General features: G+C 69.0%; 17 protein-coding genes and 1 pseudogene. 9 read left to right on the top strand and 9 right to left on the bottom strand.

What is annotated here, in order from left to right; genetic code table 11:
- The first annotated feature begins 221 nt into the window (after positions 1–221).
- On the top strand, positions 222–881 hold the full coding sequence (locus DCI01S_RS11775) for a hypothetical protein (protein ID WP_156482587.1): 660 nt from the start codon (positions 222–224) through the stop codon (positions 879–881).
- Positions 882–924: 43 nt separating this feature from the next.
- Here the strand turns inward: DCI01S_RS11775 and DCI01S_RS16810 are convergent, their stop codons facing one another.
- The 3 genes from DCI01S_RS16810 to DCI01S_RS17900 form a co-directional block, all read right to left on the bottom strand.
- Positions 925–1,704: a recombinase family protein gene (locus tag DCI01S_RS16810; protein ID WP_082767778.1), complete on the bottom strand. Its 780-nt coding sequence runs from the start codon at positions 1,702–1,704 to the stop codon at positions 925–927.
- 286 nt (positions 1,705–1,990) lie between these two features.
- Positions 1,991–2,536: an LLM class oxidoreductase gene (locus DCI01S_RS11765; protein ID WP_244881716.1), complete on the bottom strand. Its 546-nt coding sequence runs from the start codon at positions 2,534–2,536 to the stop codon at positions 1,991–1,993.
- Positions 2,484–2,828, bottom strand: a complete 345-nt coding sequence (locus DCI01S_RS17900; RefSeq protein WP_244881715.1) for a hypothetical protein — start codon at positions 2,826–2,828, stop codon at positions 2,484–2,486. The genes DCI01S_RS11765 and DCI01S_RS17900 overlap by 53 nt, the downstream gene beginning before the upstream one ends.
- A 132-nt stretch (positions 2,829–2,960) precedes the next feature.
- Here DCI01S_RS17900 and DCI01S_RS11760 point away from each other — a divergent pair, with 132 nt between their 5' ends.
- Genes DCI01S_RS11760 through DCI01S_RS11740 form a run of 5 tightly spaced genes read left to right on the top strand, consistent with a single transcriptional unit; the run spans position 2,961 to position 8,475 of the window.
- Complete coding sequence (locus DCI01S_RS11760) at positions 2,961–4,202, top strand: acyl-CoA dehydrogenase family protein (RefSeq protein WP_061229398.1); 1,242 nt, start codon at positions 2,961–2,963, stop codon at positions 4,200–4,202.
- A 55-nt stretch (positions 4,203–4,257) separates the two neighbouring features.
- Positions 4,258–4,734 carry a hypothetical protein gene (locus DCI01S_RS11755; RefSeq protein ID WP_061229397.1) on the top strand — a complete coding sequence of 159 codons (477 nt, stop codon included), beginning with the start codon at positions 4,258–4,260 and terminating at the stop codon, positions 4,732–4,734.
- Between the two features lie 44 nt (positions 4,735–4,778).
- Positions 4,779–5,642 (top strand): SDR family oxidoreductase, encoded by an 864-nt coding sequence (locus DCI01S_RS11750; protein WP_375545272.1) that lies wholly within the window; start codon positions 4,779–4,781, stop codon positions 5,640–5,642.
- Position 5,643: 1 nt separating this feature from the next.
- On the top strand, positions 5,644–7,491 hold the full coding sequence (locus tag DCI01S_RS11745; RefSeq protein WP_061229396.1) for a glycoside hydrolase family 15 protein: 1,848 nt from the start codon (positions 5,644–5,646) through the stop codon (positions 7,489–7,491).
- Between the two features lie 3 nt (positions 7,492–7,494).
- Entirely contained in the window at positions 7,495–8,475 is a 981-nt protein-coding gene (locus DCI01S_RS11740) for a TIGR03885 family FMN-dependent LLM class oxidoreductase (RefSeq protein WP_061229395.1), read from the top strand.
- 15 nt (positions 8,476–8,490) lie between these two features.
- Here DCI01S_RS11740 and DCI01S_RS11735 read toward each other — a convergent pair whose 3' ends face one another.
- On the bottom strand, positions 8,491–9,117 hold the full coding sequence (locus tag DCI01S_RS11735; protein ID WP_244881714.1) for a TetR/AcrR family transcriptional regulator: 627 nt from the start codon (positions 9,115–9,117) through the stop codon (positions 8,491–8,493).
- A gap of 88 nt (positions 9,118–9,205) precedes the next feature.
- Here DCI01S_RS11735 and DCI01S_RS11730 point away from each other — a divergent pair, with 88 nt between their 5' ends.
- Positions 9,206–9,751 (top strand): DUF4442 domain-containing protein, encoded by a 546-nt coding sequence (locus DCI01S_RS11730; RefSeq protein WP_244881713.1) that lies wholly within the window; start codon positions 9,206–9,208, stop codon positions 9,749–9,751.
- 199 nt (positions 9,752–9,950) lie between these two features.
- On the opposite strand, the gene pntB is transcribed toward DCI01S_RS11730, so the two are convergent.
- The 5 genes and pseudogenes from pntB to DCI01S_RS11705 form a co-directional block, all read right to left on the bottom strand.
- Positions 9,951–11,372, bottom strand: a complete 1,422-nt coding sequence (gene pntB / locus DCI01S_RS11725; RefSeq protein ID WP_061229393.1) for a Re/Si-specific NAD(P)(+) transhydrogenase subunit beta — start codon at positions 11,370–11,372, stop codon at positions 9,951–9,953.
- 4 nt (positions 11,373–11,376) lie between these two features.
- On the bottom strand, positions 11,377–12,993 hold the full coding sequence (locus DCI01S_RS11720) for a Re/Si-specific NAD(P)(+) transhydrogenase subunit alpha (RefSeq protein WP_244881712.1): 1,617 nt from the start codon (positions 12,991–12,993) through the stop codon (positions 11,377–11,379).
- Positions 12,994–13,336: 343 nt separating this feature from the next.
- Positions 13,337–14,549: pseudogene (locus tag DCI01S_RS11715) on the bottom strand (alpha-hydroxy-acid oxidizing protein).
- Between the two features lie 101 nt (positions 14,550–14,650).
- Entirely contained in the window at positions 14,651–16,108 is a 1,458-nt protein-coding gene (locus DCI01S_RS11710) for an Ig-like domain-containing protein (RefSeq protein WP_061229392.1), read from the bottom strand.
- A gap of 529 nt (positions 16,109–16,637) precedes the next feature.
- Complete coding sequence (locus DCI01S_RS11705) at positions 16,638–19,007, bottom strand: hypothetical protein (protein ID WP_061229391.1); 2,370 nt, start codon at positions 19,005–19,007, stop codon at positions 16,638–16,640.
- Between the two features lie 1,004 nt (positions 19,008–20,011).
- On the opposite strand from DCI01S_RS11705, the gene DCI01S_RS11700 reads away from it, so the two are divergent.
- Together DCI01S_RS11700 and DCI01S_RS11695 are read left to right on the top strand one after the other, a co-directional pair.
- The gene (locus tag DCI01S_RS11700; protein ID WP_061229390.1) at positions 20,012–23,773 is read left to right on the top strand and encodes a beta strand repeat-containing protein; all 3,762 of its coding nucleotides are present in this window, start codon (positions 20,012–20,014) and stop codon (positions 23,771–23,773) included.
- An 85-nt stretch (positions 23,774–23,858) separates the two neighbouring features.
- Positions 23,859–24,362 carry a hypothetical protein gene (locus DCI01S_RS11695; RefSeq protein WP_061229389.1) on the top strand — a complete coding sequence of 168 codons (504 nt, stop codon included), beginning with the start codon at positions 23,859–23,861 and terminating at the stop codon, positions 24,360–24,362.
- Positions 24,363–24,450 lie beyond the last annotated feature (88 nt).

Genomic DNA, 24,450 nt, shown 5'->3' with positions numbered 1-24,450 from the left:
CAGGCAACTGGCGACTAAATGTTCAGCACGCCAAGCTAGCGGTAGAGCGATTGCGCCCATCGAGGCGATCGCCTCGTGCGTTCAGGCTGCTGGATGGCTTCCGGAATGCTCGTCGATGGCCCTCTCTTCGCCCTCTCGTGACGGTCCCTTCTGATAACTATTGTTCTTAAAGATCAAGCGCCACCAGAGGGCGCTTCAGGTAAGGGAAGTAGGCAGCTCAGATGGTGGATGTGCGTCTCGCGATACCGCCGGAAATTGCGGCAGGTATCGCGGCCGGGCAACTGGTCCGCAACGGCAGTGTTGTCCGCACCTTGGCTGGACAATTCTTCGCGTTCCTCGATGAAGTCGACGGTCCAACAAGCTCACCCGCTGCGGCCGGAGCTGTCGCAGCCGTGAAGAAGAGCTCGGCCGCGGGCTCCTCCGCTGCAGACCGCGCTCTCGCACTGGCAAGAGCCAACCCGGTCACAGCCGGCGGTGTAGGCATCGCCGCAGCCGTCACGGTCGGCGCGGTCGCCCTCGCCGGTCGGGAAGCGCGGAGGAGGAAGGCCGCCAGCGATGAGAGCATCCGGCGCTTCTGGTCCGCACTGCAGCATTACGTCGTTCAGACGGGAGATGGGTCCGTCACGGGCGTCGTGATCGACGATCTCCAGACCGCGTGGTCCGCAGTCCAATCCCTGCCAGGCAAGCGCCTGCGCGAGGTGATTACGAACCCGAACCTACTGATGTTGATGCAGCCGATTGCCGACTACACCAGGGACCTCGCCGCAGCGAATGACACCGAACTCCCCATCGATTTCTCCAGGAACCCCCAAGTCGTAGATCTCCAGAAGTATCTCGAACAGCAGAGGCAGATTCTGGACGGTCTATGTGACACTGCCTGATCGCCCCGCTTGAGATGGCACGATTCTCGCCTGAAAGTCCAGCTCATGTCTGTCGCTGGAGTGCCCGGTAGAGGGTGGATCGACCCACTCCGAGATCTCGGGCGATCGCCGACGGCCCCTCCCCCGCCTCGACGCGGGCCCGAGCCTTTTCGATCTGCTCGGCCGTCAGGACGCGTTTTCGCCCCTTGTACTTGCCCTTCGCCTTGGCGATGGCGATGCCCTCAGCCTGGCGTTCCCGGATGATGGCCCGCTCGAACTCGGCGAACGCCCCGAGCAGCGAGAGCATCAGATCCGCTCGAGGATCCTGGGCGCCGGCGGCGTAAGTGGCCCGCTCGTGGACAAATTCCACGCTCGCACCCTTCGCGGTGATCTCGCCAACGATCTGCTTGAGATCAACGAGGGATCGTGCGAGACGGTCCATCGAGGCAACAACCAGCTCGTCACCGTCTCGCAGATATCTGATGCACTCTTCTAGCTTCACACGATCGGCACGAGAGCGAGCGGACTGCTTTTCGACGTAAACCCGGTCGCACTCCCCCACCGCCTCGAGCTGACGCGCCTCGTTCTGATCGGCGGCCGACACCCGCACGTACGCGACCCGCTGCCCACGCGGACGCGACGCCCGACGAGTCGACTTCGGGCCCGGCTGTGGCTCCGACTTCCGCTCGATGACGTTCTCCGAGTCCGTCGACTCCACCCGAAAGTTCCAACCCAGCTCGTCCCGGCGCCGGAACCGAGTCCGCACGCTCCCGCGGCTGACGATGAGCACCTCCTCGCCACCATCACCCGAACGGTTCAGTAACGTCCCGATCCGATCAGCCACCAGAAGTCCCTCTCGCCCGGTCTGTGTATCAATACACCCTAGACCCGACGGGATGGCGTTTCATAAGTAGCTAACTAGACCCTGTGACACAGCAGCGATCGTTGGCGGCGTTCCGTCCCGCACGGGTGTACTCGAACAAATCCCGCTGCTGCTGAGTAGCACTAGGGAGATCTACGAGCGTCGCCAGCGGTGAGTTCCTGCCAGCTCGCAGGTTCGTGATCGGGTAACAGCCGCAACGTCTGGCAACCGACGCGTCTCCAGTCGGCAAAACCTGTCGGGCCAGGCGTCAGCCGAGCAGCCCCTCGGCCGCGATCCGCCAGTCCTCCACCGGCGGCGTCAGCACGTTCTCGCCGAGCACCTGCACCAGCACGGTCGAGGCCCCTGCGTCCAGGTGCTCCTGCACCCGCGCCCGCGTCGCCTCGACCCCGCGGGTGACCATCGCGTGCTTGAGCCGATCGCTGCCCCCGCGCACGTAGTCCGACTCGTCGAACCCCTGCCGGGTCCACGAGTTCCGATAGTTCGGCAGGCCCGTATAGACGTTGAGGTGATCGTGGGCCCGCGACCGCCACACCTCGTCGTCGTCGACCCCCTCGGCCACCACCGCGGCGTGCTCCACGACCAGGGCCGGCCCGTCGTCGGCGGTCCCGCCGAGGATCTCGCGCGCCCGCGCGGTGTGCTCGGGCAGCGTCAGGTACGGGTGGGCGCCGGCGGTGCGATCGCGCGACAACTCGAGCATCTTGGGGCCGAGCGCGGCGAGCACGACCGGCGGCATCGTGTCCTCACCCGCCGCCATGGGCTGCGTCCGGTCGAGCGCGTCGAGGTACTCGCGCATCGCCGACAGCGGCCGGCCGTAGTGGTGGCCGCGGTGGCGCTCGACCAGCGGCGATGCCGGTGCCGATCGCCATCCGGCGCGTGGCGCCCAGGTACAGCTGCGCGGCGGTGAACGCCTCCCGGCCGACGGCCTCACCGAACCACAGCGAGCCCCAGCCCTGGTCGTCGAGCTCCCCGAGGACGTCGGGAATCGCCGCCGGCGTCAGTCCCTCCAGCGAGCCGGTCCACAGGCCGATCCGGCCGAGCTGCTCCCGGCCCGCGGGGTGAGACGCACTGTCCTGGAGAGAACTCATGGCCGAAAGTGTGCCTGACGAGCGCGACCGTTCGGGGCAATCCCACCTCCGCGGGGCCGTTCGACGACACACTGAGCTGCGACGTGTTGCAGATCAAGGCGGCGCGCCCGATACCGAGGAGACGAGACGTCGATGTTCGAGTGGTCCGAGACCGACCTGATGATCCGTGACGCCGTGCGCGGCTTCATCGCCAAGGAGATCCGTCCGAACCTGGACGCCCTGGAGAGTGGTGAGGTCACGCCGTACCCGATCATCCGGAAGCTGTTCGCCGAGTTCGGGATCGACGCCATGTCACGCGACAGCGTGGAGAAGATGCTGGCGAAGGAACGGGCGCGGGCCGAAGGCGACGCGGCGGGCGGTTCCGGCGACGCCCTCAGTGGCCGCGATTCCATGATGGCGGTGGTGATCAGCGAACTGGCCGGGGCCTGCATGGGGCTCGTCTCGGCGCTCGGCGTGAGCCTCGGGTTGGGCGCCACCACGATCGCGTCCCGCGGCACGCTCGCGCAGAAGGAGCGCTGGCTGCCGGGGATCATGACCATGGAGAAGGTGGCGTCCTGGGCCATCACCGAGCCGGACTCGGGCTCGGACGCCTTCGGCGGGATGCGCACCTACGTGCGGCGCGACGGCGACGACTACATCCTCAACGGCCGCAAGACGTTCATCACCAACGGCCCGTACGCCGACGTGATGATCGTCTACGCCAAGCTCGACGAGGGCCCGGGCACCGGTGACGCGGACAAGCGTAACCGCAAGGTCCTCACGTTCGTTCTGGACAAGGGCATGGACGGCCTGACGCAGGGCCCGCCGCTGGCGAAGATGGGACTGCACAGCTCCCCTACCGGCGAGCTGTTCTTCGACAACGTCCGCCTGGGCCGCGATCGGCTGCTCGGGGAGTCCGAGGAGGGCCGCGGTGGGGACGGTCGCGAGTCGGCGCGGTCGAGTTTCACGGCCGAGCGGACGGGCGTGGCGATCATGGCGCTGGGCATCATCGAGGAGTGCCGCCGGCTGTGCATCGACTACGCACGCGATCGGACCTTGTGGGGCCAGGAGATCGGTCGCTTCCAGTTGATCCAGCTCAAACTGGCCAAGATGGAGGTCGCGCGGATCAACGTGCAGAACATGGTCTTCCACTCGATCGAGCGTGCGCGGGCCGGTAAGCCACTGTCGCTGGCGGAGGCGTCGGCCATGAAGCTGTACTCCTCCGAAGCCGCCACCGAGGTCGCCATGGAAGCCGTGCAGTTGTTCGGCGGCAACGGTTACATGTCCGAGTACCGGGTCGAACAGCTCGCGCGGGACGCCAAGTCGCTCATGATCTACGCGGGCAGCAACGAGATCCAGGTGACCCACATCGCCAGAGGGCTCCTCGCGCGCTGAGGTTCTCGCCCGTCCGATCGGTTGCCTCCCGCGCCCGCTCTCGTACCGTCAGTACATGGCCACCGAGATGTTGCACACGTACATGCAGGACCACCACGCCGGTGCAGCCGCCGGGATCGACCTGTTCCGGCGCGTCGCCGAGGATCACAACGACCCCCACGTCCGGAAGGTCGTGAGCCGTATCGGCGACGAGACCGTCGAGGATCTCAAGGCCCTCGAGGAGCTCATGACGCTGGCGGGAACGTCGCCGTCGCTCCTCAAGGACCTGCCCGCGAAGGCGTCCGAGAAGCTCGGCCAGCTCAAGCCCAACCGCCGCATCGCCGACCGGTCGCCGCTGAGCGATCTGGTCGAGCTCGAGGCGCTCACCCTGGCGGTGACCGGCAAGAAGATGGGGTTCCGGGCACTGCTGGAGATCGAGGACCCGCGCCTGCCGACGCCGACGCTGCAGAACCTCTTCGACCGCGCCGAGCAGCACGCCCGCGAATTGGAGGAACTGTGCGTGGAGTGCACCGGCGTGCTCAAGCAGCAGTGATCGAGATGGGTACCGCGAGCGACATCGCACACAATGCGCAGCACATGGTCAACGACTCCGGCGGGTTCCCCGCCCAGGAGCAGGAGCCGCCCGGGCTGACGTCCCGGATGGACCCCCGGCCCGATCACGGCGAGCACAGTTACCGCGGGTCCGGCCGACTGGAGGGCCTCAAGGCGCTCATCACCGGCGGGGACTCGGGCATCGGGCGGGCAGCCGCGATCGCCTTCGCGCGCGAGGGCGCGGACGTCGCGATCTCCTACCTGCCGGTCGAGCAGCCGGACGCCGAGGAGACGGCCGGGTGGATCGAGAAAGCCGGACGCCGCGCGGTCCTGCTCCCGGCGGACCTGCAGGACGAGTCGCAGTGCCGGAAGGTCGTCCGCGATGCCGCCGACCACCTGGGCGGGCTGGACGTCCTGGTCAACAACGCCGCGTACCAACACGCTCGCGGGGAGGGGCTAGAGACCATCGACACCGAGAACCTCGACCGGGTGATGAAGACCAACCTCTACGCCACGATCTGGGCCAGCCAGGAGGCGCTGCGGTTCCTCGGCCGCGGCTCGTCGATCATCAACACCACCTCGGTGCAGGCCTACCAGCCGGCCCCGCCGCTGATCGATTACGCGTCCACCAAGGCCGCGCTCAACAATCTCACCGTCAACCTGGCCAATGAGTTGGGCGAACGCGGGATCCGCGTCAACGCGGTCGCGCCCGGTCCCATCTGGACACCGTTGCAGCCCGCCACCCAGAAGGGCGACACCCTGCCCGAGTTCGGCGGCGACACCCCGCTCGGGCGGGCCGGGCAGCCCGGCGAGTGCGCCGGGGCGTACGTCTTCCTCGCCTCCCCGTCCGATGCGAGCTACGTCTCCGGAACCGTGCTGGGGGTGACGGGCGGCAAGCCCATCTTCTGACATGTCGACTCCCCTCGAGGAATACGCCCTCCTGTCCGACCTCCGGACCGGCGCGTTGGTGTCCCGCGACGGCAGCATCGACTGGCTGTGCCTGCCCCGTTTCGACTCCCCCGCCGTGTTCTCCGCGCTGCTCGGCGAACCCGAGGACGGACGATGGCTGTTGTCGGTGGTCGACGGTGAGGTGGTGGAGCGTCGCTACCTGCCTCTGACCTTCGTGCTGGAGACCACCTGGCGCACGCCCCGTGGAGTCGCGCGCATGACGGATTTCCTGCCTCGCAGCACCCGACAGGGTGACCTCATCCGCAAAGTGGAGTGCGTCGACGGCGAGGTGGAGGTCGAGCACGACCTGCGGCTGCGCTTCGACTATTCCCGCGCCACCCCGTGGACCAGGGAAATCGCCCGTGACGGCGACGAGCGGGCACTGCTCTCACTGGCCGGACCCGACGCCATCCTGGTGACCGGCCCGACCCTGCAGTGCCCGGACACGGACCTCGGTGGCTCCGGCGGGCAGCGGGCCACCCGACTGGAGGGCAGGTTCGCCCTGGCGAGCGGCGAATCTCTGGCGTGGGACCTCACCTGGTTCCCGTCCCACCAGGACCCGCCCGCTCCGCCGGACACCGAGCAGGCCCTCGGCGCCACGGTCGCGATGTGGCGGGAGTGGGCCAACCAGCTGTCGGTGGACGGCCCCTACCGGGAGGAGGTCGTCCAGTCCCTACTGGTGTTGCGCGCACTGACGAACCTCGACACCGGCGGCATCGTGGCCGCCCCCACCACGTCGCTCCCGGAGGAGTTCGGCGGCGGCCGCAACTGGGACTACCGCTACACCTGGCTGCGCGACGCCGCGTTCACCATCGAGGTCGTGGTGGCGCACGGGCTCACCCGGGGCGCGACCCTGTGGCGCGACTGGCTCCTGCGCGCGGTCGCCGGTGACGCCCGGGACGTCCGGATCATGTACGGGCTCTCGGGCGAACGGCAGCTACGCGAGGAGGAGCTCGGCCACCTCAACGGGTACGAGGACTCGCGCCCCGTCCGCATCGGCAACGGAGCCGCCGACCAGTACCAGGCGGACGTCGTGGGCGAGGTGATGATCGCCCTGCACGAGCTGCGCGCGGCGGGCGTGGACGAGAACGAGTACACCTGGGGCCTCCAGAAGAGCCTGCTGGACTACGCCGAGGCGAACGTCGACCGCGAGGACCACGGCATCTGGGAGATGCGCGGCGACACCCACCACTTCACCCACGGCCGGGCCATGATGTGGGCGGCCTTCGACCGCGGGATCAAGGCGGTCGAGGAGTTCGGCCTCGACGGTGACGTCGAGCGCTGGCGGGAACTGCGCGCCCGGCTGGCCGAGGAGATCGAGGCGAAGGGGTTCGATCCGGAGCTGGGCAGCTACACCCAGACCTATGACAACGACGAGGTCGACGCGTCCCTGCTCCAGCTTCCCCACACGGGTTATCTGGCCTTTGACGACCCACGCATGCTCGGCACGGTCGCCAGGATCGAGAAGGACCTGGTCAGCGGGTTCGGATTGGTCAACCGCTATCGAACCGCCAGCGGCATGGACGGGGTCGGCGGCACCGAGTACCCGTTCGTGATGTGCACGTTCTGGCTGGTCGAGCAGTACGCCTGCAGGGGGCGGCTCGCAGACGCCGAGAAGCTCATGGGCGACCTACTGGCCCGCGCGAGTGACCTCGGCCTCTTCGCCGAGGAGTACGACCCGGACACAGGACGTCAAGCGGGCAACTTCCCCCAGGCGTTCAGCCACATGGGACTGATCCGGGCCGCGGACGCCATCGACGCCGCACGCGGCGCCCGCTCCGCACCCGGAGCCCAGCACAAGGAGGACTGAGCGATGGCCGACTACGGGTTCCACGCCTCCCACGAACAGATCTCGCCCGGTCGACTCCTCGCCGACGTGCAGCGGGCCGAGCGAGCGGGATTCCGCATGGCGATGTGCTCCGACCACTTCGCGCCGTGGTCCGTTCGTCAGGGCCACTCGGGCTTCGCCTGGTCCTGGCTGGGCGCCGCGCTGGCCACCACCGACCTCGAGCTGGGCACCGTGTGCGCACCCGGGCAGCGCTACCACCCCGCGGTGGTCGCCCAGGCGTCGGCGACCCTGGCGCAGATGTTCCCCGGACGCTTCTGGCTGGCCCTGGGCAGCGGCCAGAACATGAACGAGCACATCACCGGAGCCCCCTGGCCCGCCAAGGACCTCCGTCAGGCACGGCTCGAGGAATGCGTCGACGTCATCCGCCGCCTGCACGCCGGCGAGGAGGTCACCCACCGCGGACTCGTGGAGGTCGACCGGGCACGCGTCTACTCCCTGCCCGACGCCCCGCCGCCTCTCCTCGGGCCCGCGCTCACCCCGGCCACCGCCGAGCGGGCCGCCGCCTGGGCGGACGGGCTCATCACCGTCAACGCCGACCTCGAGACCGTGGCCGGGATCGTAGGCGCCTACCGCGCCGCCGGCGGGCGCGGGCCGCTCGCCCTGCAGGTCCACATCTCGATCGCCGACACTATCGAGCGGGCCCGCGACCTCGTCCGCGACCAGTGGCGCAACAACGCGGTCGACTCGCCCCTCGACGCGGACCTGGCCACCCCGGAGGAACTCGACCTCGCCGGACGCCGCCTGTCAGACGAGAAGATCGCCGAGGCCGTGATCGTCACCGACTCCGTCGACGACCTCATCGGTCGACTGCGCGATTTCGAGGCACTCGGCTTCGAGCGGATCTACCTCCACCACGTCTCGCGGGACCAGACACCGTTCCTCGAGCTGGCCGAGCAGGAACTGCTGCCCGAACTGCACGGTGCACGGCCGCGGAGTTCCACGTGAAACTCGCTGCTCCGGTCAGGAGGTGGCTTCGGCGCGATCCACTTCGGCCCCGTACAGCGTCCGGATGGCCTGCGCGGCCTCATCGAGCGGGCTGATCGCCCGACGTGCCCGTGACACGGCCACCGCCCCTTCGAGAATACAGAGCGACTGCAGGGCGAGGCGATCCGCCGACGTCGTCGTCATACCTCTCTCCTCCAACATCCGCGCCAACACCGACTGCCACCGCCCAAACGCCTCCCCCGCCTGCTCGGTCAGTTCAGGCAGTGCCGGATCGGCGTCCACCACCACGGCGAGCACCGGACATCCCGCGCGGTAGTCGCTGGCGACCAACTGCTCGCGCCAGAGCGCGACGAATGCGTCCAGCGCGACAGCCGGATCGTCCTCCCCCGCCGCCCCGGCGAGCACGGTGATCGAGTCCGTCGCGAACTCGACCGCCTCCGACAGCAGTTGCGCGCGTCCGCCGGGAAAGTGGTGGTACACGGACCCTCGCGGTGCACCGCTGGCCGCCAGGACCTTGTCGATGGTCGTCCCCGCCACCCCGTTCTCCCGCAACAGGACCGCGGCGGTGCGGACCATTTTCTCGCGCGTCGCACCGCGACGCCCCCGCCCGGCCTCCGGCGTACTCGATCTCCCTGTGGGCATGCCCTGCATTCTACGTACTATGCTCTATGCCATAGTAAAGACACGACAGGGCGGACCCATCGATCGGGCCCCGGGGAACGGAGCAGGCATGTCACAGCAGGTCGGACCCATCAAGCGGGCGCTGTCCTCCGCGCGGGGGATGCAGATCGGGATGAGCCTCTGGCCGCCCTACCTCGCCTCGGGCGTGCGCATCGAGCACATCGCCCCGGACTTCAGCCGGGCGCGCGTGCGGCTGAACCGCCGGCCGTGGAACACCAACTACGTCGGCACGGCGTTCGGCGGCTCACTGTTCTCCATGTCCGACCCGTTCTGGATGTTCCTGCTGATGCGCCGTCTGGGGTCGGAGTACGTGGTGTGGGACGTCGCCGGCGAGATCGACTTCGTCTCACCCGGGCGCACGGCCGTCCACGCGGAGTTCGAGGTAACCGCCGAGCAGGTCGCCGAGATCCGCGACGCGGCCGCCGGCGGCGAGAAGGTACTGCGGTGGTTCAGCACCGACCTGACCGATGACAACGGCCAGGTCGTGGCGCGGGTGCGCAAGCAGATCTACGTGCGCCGCAAGCGCGATGCGGCCGCGCCGGCGCCCGGCAGCGCGGCCGTCACGGCAACCGGGGTGCCGGCGACGCGACCCTGACGCCGCCTCGGTCGGGCTCTACCCGGGACGGTCAGGCGAACGGCGCTCCGGGGCCCGCGCCGACGCGATAAGCGCGGTGACCCCCACCATCGACAAGAGGGTTTCGACCACATCTACTCGCACGATGTGGTCGAAACCCTCTTGTCGATGAGGCCGGAGGGAGCTCACGCGCCTTATCGGTCGCGCCCCGCCCGCAACGTCAGGCGTTCGCGCCCTGCTGCTCCTTGACGGCGGTCAGGATCTCGCCGACACGGTCCTTGGCGTCACCGAACAGCATGTCGGTGTTGTCGCGGAAGAACAGCGGGTTCTGCACGCCGGCGTAACCGGCGGCCATGGACCGCTTGAACACGATGACGTTCTCCGCCTCCCACACGTGCAGCACGGGCATGCCGGCGATCGGGCTGCCCGGGTCCTCGGCGGCGTCCGGGTTGACCGTGTCGTTGGCGCCGATGACCAGCACGACGTCGGTGTCGGCGAAGTCGTCGTTGATCTCGTCGAGCTCGAGCACGATGTCGTACGGCACCTTGGCCTCGGCCAGCAGCACGTTCATGTGTCCGGGCAGACGACCGGCGACCGGGTGGACGGCGAAGCGCACGTCCACGCCGCGGTCCCGCAGGGTGCGGGTCAGGTCGGCCACCGGGTACTGGGCCTGGGCCACGGCCATGCCGTAACCCGGCGCGATGATCACCGAGCTGGCGTTCGCGAGCATCTCCGCGGCACCGGCGACGTCGATCTCAGTGTGCTCGCCGTGGTCCTTGCCCTCACCGGAGGAGGCCTCGATACCGAAGCCGCCCATGATGACCGAGAAGAACGAGCGGTTCATCGCCTTGCACATGATGTACGACAGGTAGGCACCCGAGGAGCCGACAAGCGCGCCGGTCACGATCAGCAGGTCGTTACCGAGCAGGAAGCCGGTCGCCGCGGCGGCCCAGCCGGAGTACGAGTTGAGCATCGACACCACCACGGGCATGTCGCCGCCGCCGATGGAGGCCACCAGGTGCCAGCCCAGCGCCAGGGCCAGGACGGTGACGACGACGAGCATCCACAACGCCGGGCTGATGACGAACCACACCGTCAGCACGAGGAACGCCACGAGGATTCCGGCGTTGATCAGGTTCTTTCCGGGCAGGACCAGCGGCGCGGACTTCATCTTGGCCGACAGCTTGAGGTAGGCCACGATCGAGCCGGTGAAGGTCACGGCGCCGATGAACACACCGATGAACACCTCGGCGTGGTGGATGCCCAGCAAGGAGCCGGTCAGCTCACCGTGGAGCTCGGGCTCGAGGTAACCGTTCCAGCCCACCAGCACGGCGGCCAGACCGACGAACGAGTGCAGGAGGGCGATGAGCTCGGGCATCTCGGTCATCTGCACGCTGCGCGCGCGCATCAGGCCGATTCCGGCACCGACGATGACGGCGACGGCCATCAGGGCGATGCCGATCGTGGCGGGCTGGTGATCGAGGACCAGGACGACAGTGGCCACCAGAGCGATGGCCATGCCGGCGATACCGAAGGTCAGTCCGCGACGGGCGGTCTCATGCTTGGACAGGCCTGCCAGGGACAGGATGAACAGCAGCGCTGCGACGAGGTAGGCCGCGTTGGCGGCGGTCACGAGTGACATGGACTCAGGCTCCCTTCGAGAACATGCCGAGCATGCGACGGGTCACGGCGAAACCGCCGAAGACGTTGATGGACGCGACGAGGATCGCGATGGCGGCGAGCGCCAGGCCGAGGGTGTTGTCGATCCCGACCTGCAGCAACGCACCCACGACGATCACTCCGGAGATCGCGTTGGTCACCGACATCAACGGGGTGTGCAGCGCGTGGTGCACGTTGCCGATGACGTAGTAGCCGATCACGATCGCCAACACGAAGACCGTGATGTGGCGCGGGATGTCCCCCGGCGCGACCGCGGTGAGCAGCAGCAGCAACGCCATGCCAGCGGCGATCAGGCCGAGCTTCGCGCCGGCCGACATCTTCTTCTTCTCAGGTTTGGGCTCGACCGGTTCGGGGGCAGCGGCCGCCGCGGGGGCGGCACTGACCTGCACCGGCGGGGGCGGCCACATGACCTCGCCGCCCCGGGCCACCGTCACGCCGCGCTGGACCACGTCGTCCATGTCCAGCGCCCACGCGCCGTCCTTGCCCGGGGTGACCAGCTTGGTCAGGTTGACCAGGTTGGTGCCGTACAGCTGCGAGGCCTGGGCGGGCAGGCGCCCGGCCAGGTCTGTGTAGCCGATGATCGTCACACCGCCCTCGGTCACGACGACCTCGTCGGCCACGCTGCCCTCGACGTTGCCGCCCTGCGCGGCGGCCATGTCCACGATCACCGAGCCACGCTTCATCACCGCGATGTCGGCGGCGGTGATCAGGCGCGGTGCCTGCCGGCCCGGGATCAGCGCGGTGGTGATGATGATGTCCACGTCGGCGGCCTGGTCCGAGTACAGCTTCGCCGCGGCCCGGTCGTAGGCCTCACTGGTGGCCTTGGCGTACCCGTCGGTGGAGACGACCTTCTCCTCCTCGGGCACCTCCACGGGCAGGTATTCGCCGCCGATGGACTTGACCTGGTCGGCCACCTCGGGGCGCGGATCGGTCGCGCGGACGATGGCGCCCAAGCTGGAGGCGGCCCCGATCGCGGCGAGACCGGCCACGCCCGCACCGGCCACCAGCACCTTGGCCGGCGGGACCTTGCCCGCCGCGGTGACCTGGCCGGTGAAGAACCGGCCGAAGTGGTGCGCCGCCTCGATCACGGCGCGGTAGCCGGCGATGTTGGCCATCGACGACAGCACGTCCATCGACTGCGCACGCGAGATTCGCGGGACCGCATCCATCGCCAGCGCGGTCACGCCGCGTTCGGCGAACAGCTCGATCAGCTTCTCGTTCTGCGCCGGCGCGAGCAGGCCCGCCAGGGTCGCGCCGCGGCGCATCCGGCCGACCTCGGCCTCGGTGGGCACGGCGACCTTCATCACCACGTCCGCCGACCACGCGGCATCACCATCGGCCAGCTCGGCACCGGCCGCCGCATAGGCGGCATCCGCGAACTCCGCGCGCCTGCCGGCGCCGTGCTCCACCACGACCCGGTATCCCAGGCCGATCAGCTTCGCCACCGTCTCGGGCGTCGCCGCCACCCGGTTCTCGGCCGGATTGGACTCGGCGACCACACCGATCACCGACGGCCCCTCGGCCGTCTCCCGGACTTCGGAATCAGGCGTCACTTCGGGGATCTCTTCAAGGCTCGAGGCCATAAGGGTTTCCTTTGACAGCGTTGTTATGAGAACCGGCACCCACGCGCCGGTTCAGTCCGTAATGTCTGCGAGACGTATCCATTTGTGTCGACGGCTCGCGTCGAGGTGTCGCGAGGGGCCCGTCGACGGTCGTCCGCGCAGGTATCACGACGCAATCGTGGGCAAGAGGGTGGCCCGTGCATCGTCCGCCGTTGTGGCGTCTCTCCCGGGGACGGACGGGGGTGTCGCCTGACCGCCGGAAGAACTTCCGTGTGACCTTACGGGATGATGTGGTCCTGAAAGAACCCGGGAAGGCCACTACCGGCGGTTCTGTGAGGTATCCCACAAAGAGGTGAGGCGCGCCTCAGGTCAGCAGCCCGTCGTCGACCTCGTCCCACGAGCGCACCCCAGCCAGCCCCATCGTCAGGTCGATCTCGGCCAGCAGGTTGTCCAGTACCGCGCTGACGCCGCGGCGGCCGTCGATCGCCAGTCCGTACAGGTGCGGGCGGCCGAGCGTCACCGCGTCGGCGCCGCAGGCCATCGCCTTGACCACGTCTGCGCCACTGCGGATCCCGGAGTCCAGGAGGGCCGTCGGCTCCGTCCCCACCGCCTCGCGCACCGCGACGAGCGCGTCGAGGCTGCCGATCGAGCCGTCGACCTGGCGGCCGCCGTGGTTGGAGATCATCACCGCGTCCACGCCGAGGTCCACCGCGCGGCGGGCGTCATCGGGGTGGAGCACGCCCTTGAGGACGACGGGCAGGCGGGTGCGCTCCCGCAGCGTGGTGATGTGGTCCCAGCTCAGCGCCGGGTTGGAGAAGGTGTCGAGGAAGGTCTGCACGGCGGCGCGGGGCTCGGGCGCGCGGAGGTTGTCCAGTAGGCCGCCGGGGTGGTTGCGCGCCATCTCGAGCAGGGTCCGCACCGCCTGCGGCGTGACCTTCACCGGGTCCTCGGGCTCGTCGGCGGCGATCCGCTCGGCGACGAGCTCGGAGAACCGGGGGTCGGAGGTGTACTGCGCGATCCCGACGCCCCGGGTGAAAAGGAGGGAGCCGAGGTCGAGGTCCCACGGCCGCCAGCCGAGCTGGGTGGTGTCGAGGGTGACGACGACGGCGTCGGCGTCGGCGTCGATCTCCTCGGGCCGGGAGAGGAAGCTGTCGACGAGCTGTTCATCGCTGCTCCACTACAGCTGGAACTACCGCGGCGGCGGCACCCACGTCCAGGTCGGCGTCCCGGGTGATGAGCCCGGCCGCCCCGATCGGCGCCACCAGCACCGGGGCGGGCAGTCGCCGGCCCAGCAGCTCCACCGTCAGGTCGCGGTCGGTCGTGTCGCGCAGCATCCGGGGGATGACCCGGCGCCGGTCGAACGCCTCGCGGTTGGCGTCCATCGTGCGCCCGGCCCCGGCGCCGCCGTATATATACGCCCATGCCTTCCTCCCGCCCGGGCGGCGCAGCAGCGCGCGCCGGGCGGCGGCCTCGAGCCGCTCGGGCCCGGTGGGGACCTTCGGCATGATCCCGGAGATCCCCGCCCGGTAGAGGACGTTCTGGCGGGCGCGGCCGAACGGGCCAGGCGGTGTGGGCATGGTCGTCACGCTACCGGCGTCGGCACGCCCGGACGGCGGAAGCGACCCGCCCCCTCCCCGGGGACGGGCCGCCTGTGCCGTGTGCGGATCGTGCGGCGGGGTCAGTTCCCGCCGAACATGCCCGTGAGGCTGCTCAGCCCCTCCTCACCGAGCACACCCTCGATGCTGCCCATGTCGAGCGAGCCGACCATGATCGGGTCCGGCTCCGGCGGCCCGGGCTCCTCGATGACGATCTCGTCGGCGGTCACCGTGATCACGGTCGCGGCGTCGGTCTCCGACGGGGCGATGATCTCATCGGTGCCTCGCGTGCCCGAGTACTCGGCAGTCATCCGGTACTCGCCGCGCTCGGCGAACCGGTGGGTGAAGACCGCGGTGGCCTCGCCGGTGACGGGGTCGACGGTGACAGGCGCCGAGCCGATCGCCTCGCCGTCGGAGAAGAACCACACCGAGCCGAGGTCCTTGGCCGCGGCGTCGGTGAGCTCGCCGCCGTCGGGGCGGGAGACCACGGCGGTGATGGTCACCTCGTCGCCGGCGGTGGCGGTGGTCTGCAGCTCGATAACGGTCGCCGAGTCCGCCTCGGGCAGGGCCTCCACGGTAAGGGTGACGGGAGCGGAGGTGGTGGCGAGGTAGCTCTTGCCACCGATCACCGCGCCGCCGAACACGGCCTCGATCTTCTTGTCGCCGGGGGTGGTGAACTCGTGCCCGGCCAGGACCGCGGTGCCGTCGTCGCCGGTCGTGGCGGTCCCGATGTCGCGGCCGTTCGCGCGGATGACGACCTCGGTTCCGGCGGGCAGCGGGGCGCCGTCGGAGGTGAGGGTGGCGGTGATGTCCACGCCGCGCCCGACGCGCACGGTGGCCGGGTCCACGGCCACGGTGAGCTCGGGGGTCTGCTCGGCGGCGAGGGTCACCTCGACCTCGTCGGACTCGGCACCGAGGTAGATGGTGTCGTCCGACTCCGACTGGAGGAGCCGCGCGGTGTAGCGGTGGACGGTGGTCTCGGCGACGCGGGCGTCCAGGTGGTCGGTGTAGGTGGCCGTGACACCGGTGACGGGGATGGTGGCGACGACGACGTCGTCCCGCAGGATCTCCACCTGTGCCCCGGCCGGGAGGTCCTGGCCGTTGCTCGTGTCCACGGTCACGTCGAGGGTGACGGGCAGCTGACCGCTCTCGACGAGGCCGCGGGTGGCGGCCAGGCCGACGGTGCTCGTGACCTCGGCCTTGGGCTCGGGGTTCACCGTGATGGTCGTAGTCCCGGAGGTCGACGCCGCGAACCGGGGTGAATCCCCGAGGTAGCGGGCGGTCACCTGCTGGGTGATCGGGGTGCGATTGTCGAGCAGGGGCACGCTGTGCTCGATGCTGGCGCGGCCGTTGGCGTCGACCGGCATGACGCCGATCGATTTGCCCCCGACAAAGAACTCGACGTTGCCGGCGGTGACCTTGTTCGACCCTGCCGTTGCCGCCACCGATGCGGTCAGCGTGGTCTTGCCGCCCTCCTCCACAGTGGCGGGATCGGCGGTCACCGTCGTGGTGGTGGCGACTGCGCCCAGGGTGAAACTCACGACGTTCTCAACGGTGGGGTACCACTTCGCATTCGTCTCTAATTCCGCGCGCACCCCGAAGCTGTGACGGCTACCCCCCTTGGCATCAGACGGGATATTCACTGAAATCCATCCCGAGCGGGAGGAACCCTTTCGAACACTCTTGTAGATGTCCGCGAATCCACCGGGCTGTCCGCCGAAGAAGGACGACTGACCATGATCACCGACACCTGTCAGGTCAGTTCCGCCACTGTCCTTCAGCGTGTAACCAGGAGGGACAGTGATCCCATATGTATGTAAAACACGGTTGGAAAACGGAGTGAATCCGGAGCCGCGAACGTTGGTGGCTGTGAGGTCGATCCGCACGTGACCACCGGGGCGGAGGTCGCTCTGACCGGTGTTGATGGTGGCCTTGAAGTCGAAGTCTCCGATGGGAACGGTCTTTGTGGTCTGAGCTGTGGCGGCGGGGGCGAGCCCCACCATGAGGGTAAAGGCCGCGAGTACGGCTAGAAGCTTGCGAATCATGAGATGTCAGTCCTATTCCTGGCCGTCAGCCGCCGAGGGAGCCGGAGAGGCTCCCCGTGCCGAGACCGCTGAGGGATCCGAGGTCGAGAGAGCCGGACGAGCCGGAACCGGGGGTGGCGGTGACGTCGTCGTCGCCCTCCCCGCCGATCACCGTGACGGTCGTCGAACCCGTCGCGCGCTCGGTCCCGTCGGCGGAGTGGTAGACGAACTGCACGAACTTGGACTCCGGGTAGCCGCTCGTCCACGTCAGGTCCACGTCAGCGACGCCGCGGGTGACGGCGATACGCACCGGCTGTCCATTGCCGTCGAGGACGGGTTCACCGTTGTTGACCACGGTGAGGTAGCCGTTCAGGGTGTCCCGGGAGGCGAGCTCGTCGTCGGGGGTCACGGTGACCCGGAAACGGCCGGTCTGGCCAGCCTCGAGCGCGTCGACAGGACCGTCGACGGTAACGGTGAGAGCCTCCTCGTCGAGGCCGGAGGCAGCGACCTGCACCGTGTGCGTGGCGGTGTGCGGTCGCAGGACCCGCGGATCGTCCGGGGTGAACTCGACCGTGACGGTCCGGTCCGTCGCCGCCGCGGGCGGGAAGGTGAGGTCAACGGTGGCCTCGCCGTCCACGACCTCGACATCTGTGGCCACGACGCGGCCGTCGATCCGGACCACCGCGGTGCCGTCGGCGCCGGCCGGAGAGGTGACGATCCGGAACCCGGTGGCCCGTCCCGGCTCCACCGTCGCGGGCCCGATGAGCTCGGAGCTGGTGGCCTCGGCATCGAGGATCTCCAGGGTGCCGGAGTCCGTGGCGCGGGTCTGTTCGCTCCCCGCGGGGTGGAAGGTCGCGCTCACCTCGACGTCGCCCTGGCGACCGAACGTGAACTCGGCGGCGGCCCGGCCGTCCACCACGTCCACGACGCGGGTCTCGGAGCCGGCGACAAACTCGACCCGGCCCTGCGGATCGGTGGTGCCCTCGGCCGGGTTGATCACGGCCTCGAGCCGGACCGGCTCGGCCACGTAGCCCGGGGCGTCGAGGCCGTTGAGGATCAGCGTCGTGTTGCTACTCTCCTCGACCAGGATCGTCGCCGTCGCAGTCGCCGTGCCGTACGCGGACGTCGCGGAGGGCGTGAACACAGCTTCTACCGTGGTCTCGCCCGGCATGGTGAAGGTCATGCTGGTCGCAGCCTGACCATCCCGCACGGCGACTTCACGGACCTGGTCGCCGGCGGTGAACGTGACGGTGCCACGCGCCTCGGACGGCAAGCTCACCGAGACCGGGGTGCGGGTGTTGGCCTCGGCCGTCGCGGGCGCGGTCATCGTCATCTCGGTCGCCAGCCGCTCCGGGGTGACCCTCACCTCCGAGGTGGCCGTGGCGTACCGCTGATCAGTGGGCGTGAATCGCGACGTGACCACGGCCTCGGCCGGATCGGTGAACGTCAGCGTGGCCCTGGCCTCCCCGGTGGTCGTATTGACCGGAGTGGTGACCCGCTGGCTACCGCTGGTGAACGTCACCTCGCCGGCGATCTTGGGGTCGACGGTGGCCACGAACTCGGCCGGTTCCCGCAGGAGCACCTGGTCCGGGCCGGTGAGGGTGCTGGAGGTCGGCAGGCCAACGATCTCGACGGTCTTCATCGTCGCGGCGCCGCCGTTGATCGGGGCAGTTGCCGACGAGCGGGGGCTGCAGTAGCCGGGAACCCACCGGGTTCCAGCTGCATCCACCGATGCGAGCAGAGTGAGGTAACTGGCCGCATTGGCACCGTACGTCGCGGCCGCGCCCTGGGTTCGGACGCCGATATTCGCGGTCCCGGCGCGCTCGGCCTCGAAAGTCAATGTGACCTTGGGGAACCGGAAGTCCAGGGCGTTCTTCCCGCTCAGGTCCATACTCAGTCCGGCGTGGTTGCTCGTCGAGACCTTCCCGCCGTTGCCGATGGTGTTGTGACCCTTATCGGTCAGACGCAGGACAGTGCCGTTCACGTCAGGGCCACCGTTCTCGTTCACGGTGATGATCTGACCGTTGGCGATCGGGATGTTGCCGCCGCTGAAGCTGTAGTCGACCAGCTTCGTGCCGGCCGGGCGCTGCAGGTCGAGCTTGAGCCGTGAAGCCTGCTTGAGCGACACCAAGGAAGGAAGACTGTCCAGTTCGACGTTGATCGGGTCGATGTCGAAGGTGACGTCGAAGCGCTCTCCTGCGTTGACCGACTCGGGAGCTGTGACGTGGATCTGCACCGGATTCTTGGGGGTGATGTCCATCGGCCCGCCCATGCCAAAGAGGCTGGGAGCGGCTATGTAGCAGGTGGTGTCAAACGATGTGGTCGACCGCGTCTGCTGCGCCGTGGCCACCGACGGAACGGTGGCCACGCCGAGGGTGACGACGACGGCTGAGAACCACGCGAGTACGCGGCGCATGGGCTTCCTCGAAAAACTTGAAGGGTGCGCCCTGAGGGGACATGGGCACATGTCGGAGTACGACGAAACTATATAGGGGATTCTCAGTTGCGCAACAGGTCGACAGTACTTCTCAGGCGCATCACTTAGCTGACCAAACCTACGTTGGGCGGATTTGTCCCGAATGTCACGCGCTCTCAACCTCCACTTCATCCAGACGTCAGCGCTAGTCTTCCGGGGCGCGGGACCACGAAGAGTTACCGTCGTCACACCGCTGTATCGCCGACAGGACGTTCACCTCTGAGCGCGGCACCATTCATCAGATTGGGGCTTTACTTATATTACGGATTCATTACTATGAGCTCAGTTCCCCTTCTCCCGGCTGTCCGCCACTGCTGATCGGATTCAGCGCCCGAAACCACGGACAAACCGGTGCTCGACCCCTGCGCACCCTCTGGAGTCTCTCGATGTCTGCCCACGCCCCCACGTCTCACGTGCACCTCGTGCCATCGGTGTCACGGCCTGCGCGCATCGCGACCGCGCTCCTCGCAGCACTCGCGCTGGTGCTGGGACTCGCTCCTGCAGCGCAGGCTCAGCAGTTGAGCATCTCAAATCCGGCGACCATCACGCACGATCGATTCGAGTTCACGATGGGCGTTCGCACTGCTGGGAGCAACTTTGTACCCGGGGGCAATGTGTGGATCGAGAACACCGCGAAGTTCAACGGCAACTTGGTTTACCGATGGTCGAACCTGCGCAAGTGGGGCGTCATCACCAACCCTGGCGGGTTCGGGTACGTATCCCACTCGGGCGAAACCATGCAGAACATGCGCACCGAATCTGGCAACTTCGTGGGAGGAAATCTAGCCGATACAAGGATCGATAACGGCGAGACCCGGAGATACCAATTGAGCGCGCGCATCCCCGCAGACGCGCAAGGCGGGCAGCGCTTCAACCTCGGTCTCCGAGCCGAAGTAACTAACGACTGGAATCAGATTGAGTATCCAAGCCGCATCTGGTTCGACATGCCTGCGGTCGCTACCACCACGCAGGCCGTCACCGTGAGCCCGAGCACCGGGCGGGTCGGCGAGACGGTCACCCTCTCCACGCGCGTGACCGCCAACCACGGCACCAACACCCCGACCGGAACCGTGCGATTCGCGGTGGACGGCAAGACCCTTACCGCGAACGTGGTCAACGGCGTGGCCACCGCCACCACGACATTCGACACCACCGGCTCCAAGTCGGTCACCGCCAGCTACACGCCGACGAACTCGGCCCAGTGGCGCACCTCCTCACGCACCGGCACGGTCAACATCCAGAGCGAGGCCACCCGGACCGACCTCTCCCTCGACAAGGTGGAGGTCCTCGCCGGCGGCACCGTCCAGGCCGCCGCCAGCGTGAACCCGGCCGGCGCCGAAGGCGAGATCGAGTTCGTGGCCGGCGAGCACACCGTCCGCGTCCCCGTCACCGCTGACGGCACCGCCACCGCCGAGCTCCCCGCCGACACCGCGGGCGACATGACCGTCACAGCGACTTTCATCCCGGCCGACCCGCAGCGCTACACCAGCAGCACGGACAGCGAGACGATCGACGTCTTTGAGCAGACCGCCACCAACACCGAGGTCACCGCCGGCAACGAGCCCGTTGAGGCCGGTAAGCCCACCACGCTGACCGCCACCGTCACCCCGGCGGCCGCGGCCGGCACCGCCACGTTCACCATCGGCGGGCAGGACTACACCGCGACCGTCTCGGGCGGCGTCGCCACGCTGGAGCACACCTTCCCGGAGGCGGGCGACCACGTCGTCGTCGTCGACTTCACCCCCACCAACGGTGACCGCTACCTGCCCAGTTCCGGTCAGACCACCATCTCGGTCGACTCCGAGACCACGGCCACCGACCTGACCCTCGACCCGCTCACGGTCACCGCCGGCGGCATCGTCGAGGCCACCGCCACGGTCACCCCGGCGGGCGCCGAAGGCGAGGTCGAGTTCACGGCCGGTGACCAGACCATCCGTGTCCCCGTGACCGACGACGGCACCGCCAGCGCCGAGTTCACCGCCGCCACGGCCGGCGAGCTGACCGTCACCGCAACGTTCCACCCCGCCGACCCCGACCGGTACACCACCAGCACCGACACAAAGTCGGTGGACGTGACCGCCGAGGCGACCCAGACGGTGCTGACCGTCGACCAGGACGAGGTCATCCCCGGAGACTCGGTCCGGGCCACCGCCACCGTCTCCCCCGCCGGAGCCGCCGGCACGGTCGATTTCAGCAACGGCGAGACCACAGTCAGCGCCCCGGTGAACGCCGAGGGCACCGCCGTCGCGGACATCGACGCCACCACAACCGGCCCGATGGAGATCACCGCCACCTTCCTCCCGGCCGACACCGGCCGCTACAGCGGCAGCACGGATTCGCTGAGCGTCACCGTGCTGGACAAAATCGCCACCTCCGTCAGCGTCAGCTCCGGGTCCGGACCGGCGCGGGTCGACGAGCCCACCACGCTGACCGCGAGGGTCACCCCTGCCGCCGCAGCTGGAACCGTCACCGTCACCGTCGACGGGCAGACCTACACCGCCGACGTCTCAGGGGGCGTCGCGACGGTCGCCCACACCTTCACCACCGCCGGCGAGCACGCCGTCGAGGCCGCGTTCGCCCCGACCAACGCCGATCGCTACGACGGCAGCACCGGCCAGGGCACCGTGACCGTGGAGTCTGAGGCCACCGCCACCGACCTGACGCTGGATCCGATCCAGGTCACCGCCGGCGGCACCATCCAGGCCACCGCCGCCGTCACCCCGGCCGAGGCCCAGGGCCAGGTCCGGTTCGAATACGGCGACCAGACCCGCACGGTCGAGGTCGCGAACGGCTCGGCCACCGCCGAGTTCGACGCGGCGACCGCCGGCACCGATACCGTGACGGCCACGTTCGTCCCGGCCAACCCGGACCGCTACACCAGCAGCACTGACAGCAAGACGGTGAACGTCGACGCCGCGGCCACGACGACCGAGGTCACAGTGGAGACCGGCCCGATCCGGGTCGACGAGCCCACCACCCTGACGGCCACCGTCACCCCGGCGGCCGCGGCGGGCACCGTCGCGTTCACCGTCGACGGGCAGACCTACACCGCAACCGTCTCAGGCGGCGTCGCGGAGGTTGCCCACACCTTCACCACCGTCGGCGGGCACACCGTCGCCGCCGAGTTCACCCCGGCCGACGCCGGCCGCTACAGCGGTAGCACCGGCCATACCACCGTCTCGGTCGAGTCGGAGGCCACCGCCACCGACCTCACGCTCGACCCGATCCAGGTAACCGCCGGCGGCACCATCCAGGCCACCGCCGCCATCACCCCGGCCGAAGCCGAGGGCCAGGTCCGGTTCGAATACGGCGACCAGACCCGCACGGTCGAGGTGGTGAACGGCTCGGCCTCCGCCGAATTCGACGCGGCAACCGCCGGCACCGGAACCGTCACGGCCACCTTCGTCCCGACCAACCCGGACCGCTACACCGGCAGCTCGGACAGCAAGAACGTCGAGGTCAACGCGGAGGCAACTGCCACCGAGCTGAGCATCGATCCCGCAGCGGTGACCGTCGGCGAGACCGTCACCGCCACCGCGACCATCACGCCCGCCGGGGCGGCAGGCACGGTCGAGTTCGCCTACGACGGCCAGACCACGACGGTCCAGGTGGTGAACGGCACCGCGACCGCCGAGTTCGAGGCCACGACCACCGACGCCATCACGGCGACCTTCGCCCCCGCCGACACCGGGCGCTACAGCGGAAGCTCCGACACCGCGACGTTCACCGTCAACGCCGAGGCCACCGCCACCGACCTGACCCTGGACCCGATCCAGGTCACCGCCGGCGGCATCATCCAAGCCACTGCCGCCATCACCCCGGCCGAGGCCCAGGGCCAGGTCCGGTTCGAATACGGCGACCAGACCCACACGATCGAGGTCGCGAACGGCTCGGCCACCGCCGAGTTCACCGCCGCCACGGCCGGCACCGGCACCATCAAGGCCACCTTCGTCCCGGCCGACCCAGACCGCTACACCAGTAGCACCGACACCGAGACCGTCCAGATCGACGCCGAGGCCACCGGGGTCAGCGTCACCCCGGGCCCGGCCACGGCAGGCGAGCCCACCACGCTCACCGCCCAGGTCACCCCGGCCGGCGCCGCGGGCACCGTCGAGTTCACCGTCGACGGGCAGACCCACACTGCGAACGTCACGAACGGCACAACCACGGTCGAGCACACCTTCGCCGAGGCGGGCGACCACGTCGTCGTCGTCGACTTCACCCCCGCCGACTCCGGGCGCTACACCGCCAGCACCGGCCGGACCACCGTCACCGTCGAGGCGGGACCCGTCACGGAGCCCACGTCGGTCGAGCTCGTCGCCGACGAGGCCGTGGCCGGCGAGGAGAACACCCTCACCGCGCGGGTCACCCCGGCGGACGCGGCGGGGCAGGTGCGCTTCACCGTGGACGGCCGCGAGCACCTGGTCCCGGTGGTCGACGGCGTGGCGACGCTGGTCCACACCCCCGGCGAGCCCGGCCGCTACACGGTCCGCGCGGAGTTCGTCCCGACCGATCCCCACGCCCACGCCCCGAGCGAGGAGACCGGGACGCTGGTCGTGGTCGACGAGGACGAGGACGACGACAACGAGGTCACCGATCCCCCGGCGACGGGCTCGGGCTCGCTGAGCCTCACCGCGTTCATCGGATCGATCGCGCTCGGCTCGGTGCTGCACGGCTCCGGATCGCTGGCCTCCCTCGGCAGCTGACCCACCCTCGGGCCGGGTCGGGCCACCCCGACCCGGCCACCCGACCCCCCTCCCCTACCCACCAGTCCCGCTCACAGGAGTTCTCATGACCATGTCCCGCATCGCCACCCGCATCGCCGCAGTCGCCGCCGCCTCCGCAGCCCTCACCGTCGGCGCCGCCGGCGTCGCCTCCGCCGCCACCTCCAGCTACAACGTCGACGGCAACACCGTCTCGGCCACCTTCAAGGCCGGCATCACCGCCCCCATCGGTGGCTGCGTGGCCGTGGTCGCCGAGCGCGACGCCGCGGACAACATTGCCGGCATGATCAAGAACATCAACCTTGACAACATCGTCGGCACTCTCTCGGGCGAGCGGACCACCATCCTGCGCACTGACAGCGGTAGCCCCGTCGCGTTGCCGATCATTACCCGCCCGGTCACCTTGTCCGCAGACAACATCCCGACCGGGGTGCACTCGCTGGTCACCTACTGCGCGGGCGACAACGTCCCGGTCACCCGCACCATCGCCACCGGCGATGCGGTCAACCCGATGGGTAGCGTCGTCAGTGACGGACCGGCCCTGTTCTCGTCGGGAATGAACTTCTTCTGACACCAAACGACCTAGAATCGGCCCGCCCCTTGTCTGGGGCGGGCCGATTCTGGTTGTGGTGATCGTGCGTGAACTCTGGTCCGCTAGG

The sequence above is a fragment of the Dietzia cinnamea NBRC 102147 genome (assembly GCF_001571065.1).
GTDB lineage: Bacteria > Actinomycetota > Actinomycetes > Mycobacteriales > Mycobacteriaceae > Dietzia > Dietzia cinnamea.
This window is presented reverse-complemented; position numbering and strand designations above follow the sequence as displayed.